The following is a 3386-nucleotide window of genomic DNA, read 5'->3' as shown; positions in this document are numbered from 1 at the left end:
GCCGCGCGAAACCCGGTGGTGCGCGCGGCGGAAAGGCCTTGCGAGTTCTCGTTGCGGATCACGCGGACCCGTGGGTCTGAGCCGCTGTACCTCACAGGGACCTTAGAGCCATCGTCTACCACGACGATCTCAAGGTCGTTTATGCTCTGCCCAAGCACGCTTTCGATGGCGCGCTGAAGTAACTGTTGGCGATCTTTGCTTGCTATGATGACCGAGACCAGAGGTGTATGTTCCATGACTTTCTCACGATGATTCCCGTTTTGCGTGATGTCCCCAGCGTCGCCGAGCAATCATTGATGCTGATTGATGGTTCTCGCTTGCAGAGCAACCTTTGGAAGCTGTTCGCGCTACCAACGTGACGTTGACTCGGAGCCAAAGAAGTAACTGATGCGGTAGCGCTCGAGCTGGGGTTCCATGTCTGGATCGAAGGCGCCTTCGCGCTGTTCGATCAATTCCGCCCAAGGTAGCTGGCTGGTCTGCTCGCGGAGTTTCTCGACGAGTTTGTCAAGGCGTCCCACCGGCCGGGCTGGCACACCAGCGACGATATCGCCCTCTGCAACATCTTTGCTCACGACGGCACCGGCAGCAACTAGGGCATTGGGTCCGATGGTAACGCCAGGGAGGACGATGGCTTGGTGTCCGATGTAGACGTTGTCTTTGATCACGACCCGGTCGACTCGGTCGAGCTTGACGTTGTAGGCCCGGTTTAGCATAGCGATCGAGCCGTCGTGGGCAAAGATCGAGCAATGGGTGAGCTGAACGTTGTTGCCGATGCTGACGTATTGTGGGTCCGGGATGTTCGTCCAGGGGCGCAGGCTGACGTGCTCGCCGAGGTGATGGAAGCGACCATAGCGTCGGAGGAAATCCCCGAGCTCCTCGCCCGTCGGCTTGCAGATGCGCCGATATAAACCCTTGGCGACCCCGTGCTCGAAGGCGAGCCATCGCAAGGTCCGCTTGACGATGCGGATCATGGTTATCTCCTATGCAGCGCCGGTACCTGGCGTCATATTTCGAACCCTCAGGTCAGGATTCGCTTGAATTTGAACGGTCGCTGGTCCGCAACCGCGACTGGTTCGTTGTCCGCCGCTGGCTCACGCATCCGGTAGACGAGAAGACCCTCTGCCCAACCGGTAATAATAAACAGTAACTGGATCGTCTGCCCGCCGAGGTAGACCGTCGCCAGCGAGATAAAGTAGACCGCATACACCGAAGCCAGCGTAAAAGTCAGTATGCGCATCTCAGACTTGGGAGGGGCGCGGACCCCTCGAATCATGAGCCGCACAGACATCCAGACGAACGTGAACCAGAACAGTAAGAGGGCTGGGAGCCCGTGCATGATCGTCAGCAAAAGATAGTAGTTATCAATTGATGGCTGCTCGGGTATTTGCGGCCAGGTGTTCCGGCCCCAGCCCAGTGTCGCGTGCTCCATCGCGATATCCCAGTAATTCTCAATGAGCTCCCAGCGATAAGCCGCCGTTTCCTGGGAGACTGACTTGGCATTTTCTCGTCCCACGCCCGCCCAGGATTTGAGCCAGAGGAAGCCTGGTATACTGATGCTGACCGCAAGGATCGCAATCACGAGCAGTGTTGGTCCGGGTCGTCGTGACCGGCCGATGAGCATCACCGCGGCACCACCGATGGCCCCGAGCCAGGGTCCTCTGACCATGGTCATGATGACCCCGGCGACCATACCCCAAGTGATGATGAAGGCCAAACTGATCCCCATGAAGCGGTTCATGCCGAAGATGCGGAAGTCGTCCCAGTGACCGCGCCAGTGCAGCCAGCGTTGGAGCCTGAATCCAACCACCATGATGATCCCAGCTAGGATCGCGTGCCCATAGGGTCCCGCGACGCGGGTGAAGCCCCAACGGAAGGTAGTTACCCAGTTGTTCTGCCCCGGGAAGAACCTGTCGAAGATCCTAGCCCAGGGGGTGTAACCCATCCTGAATTCCCACAACGAGATGATCGCGATCGCAAACAGCATCAGCACGATGCGTTTGCCCACCTCGACGGTCAGTCCCTTAGGGACGATCAGTGCCTTGGAGAGGAAGTACGGCAGTACCACCGCGGCGAGCAGGTCGATGATGAGGTTTTGTGCCTCTTTGTAGCCCGCCGCAACGTATTCGGACAGACCCACCATGAAAGCAAACGACATTACCACGAGATCCATCAACGAGAACCGGTATCCATCGGTGTCCCGGAGAAGCCAAATCAGGGCGATCGGGACAATGGCTGCGTGATGGAAGCTCGGGTCGGGCAGCCCGGGAGCGTACCAACGATAATAGCCGGGCAGCAGGAAAAGAACGGGCAGGTAAACGTTGAGGTACGCAAAAGCTGGCCCGCGCTGTAGGACGACGATTAACGCTAGCAGTCCGGGGAAGGTCGCCAGGATGTGCATGGGGAGGTGGCAGCAGTCTTGGCGATATCGAGACGCGTGTGATCCGTTGAGGTGCCTCTAGCGGGCAGATCAACTGGAGCCGAGCACGTCCTGATAGAGTGCAATCGCAGCATCCATCTTGGCCTCCCAGCTGAAGCGGGTCTTGACCCTCTCCCTGCCGATCTCGCCGCGCCGGCGCCAGTCGTCCGGGTGCTCGGCGAGGTCCGCCAGGGCGGCCTCGATGTCGGCGATCGCCTCGGCATTCCCGGTGGCGGGGATCTTGCGCCCCACCTGCTCATCGACAAGCTCGGCAGGGCCGCCGTAGTCGACCGCAATCACCGGCCGCGCGGAGGCCATCGCCTCGAGCAGCACGGCGCCGCCGGATTCGCGTACCGACGGCAGACAAAAGCAATGCGCGTTCGCCATGAATCGATGGACCTCGGCGAGCGGCTGTTGTCCCGCGAAATCGACGGCGTCGCCCAGGCCCAATGAGCGTGCCTCAGCTTCCCAGGGCACCCGCATGGGGCCGTCGCCGACGATGATCAGGCGGACCGGGTGTCGGCCGCGCAGCCGATGCATGGCGCGCAGGAGGAGCGGAATGGCCTTAAACGGGACCAGACGTCCAACGAAGATGACTTGGAGCGGGCGCTCGTTGCTGGGCGCTCCCGGCCAGGGTTGTGCTGGAAAACGCTCGAGATCGACGGCGTTCTCAAGCATCGGGACACATTTCTTGCGATAACGCCGCGGATACCAAGCCCGCGTCGCCTGGGTCGCGACCAGGATTCGCCTGGCGCGCCGGGTGGTGCTCATTAGGCCGTCAAGGACCCGCCCGAGGTTGCGGATCGGGTAGAGCCAGGCCGCGTCCTGCTTCATGAACTCGGGGAAGGTGGTCGGGGATTTCAGGCCCCCGTTGAGCGGGCCAAGCACCAGGGGTAGACCAGTGCGATGAAGGATCGAGGTCGCCGAGGGCGAGACCGGGGTCGGGCAGTGGATGAGGTTCCAGGGCCAG

4 protein-coding genes are annotated in these 3386 nt (G+C 60.8%); all 4 read right to left on the bottom strand.

Annotated elements, in window-relative coordinates; genetic code table 11:
- Nucleotides 1-236: glycosyltransferase family 2 protein (locus ACY693_RS16845; protein ID WP_462322967.1), on the bottom strand; the 236-nt coding region annotated here is incomplete at its 3' end.
- Between the two features lie 111 nt (nt 237-347).
- Nucleotides 348-971, bottom strand: a complete 624-nt coding sequence (locus ACY693_RS16840) for an acyltransferase (RefSeq protein WP_462322966.1) — start codon at nt 969-971, stop codon at nt 348-350.
- 47 nt (nt 972-1018) lie between these two features.
- The gene (locus tag ACY693_RS16835; RefSeq protein WP_462322965.1) at nt 1019-2398 is read right to left on the bottom strand and encodes an O-antigen ligase family protein; all 1380 of its coding nucleotides are present in this window, start codon (nt 2396-2398) and stop codon (nt 1019-1021) included.
- Nucleotides 2399-2467: 69 nt separating this feature from the next.
- A partial coding sequence (locus ACY693_RS16830; RefSeq protein WP_462322964.1) for a glycosyltransferase family 4 protein occupies nt 2468-3386 on the bottom strand: 919 nt, incomplete at its 5' end.

The organism is Halochromatium sp., assembly GCF_054919635.1.
This window is presented reverse-complemented; position numbering and strand designations above follow the sequence as displayed.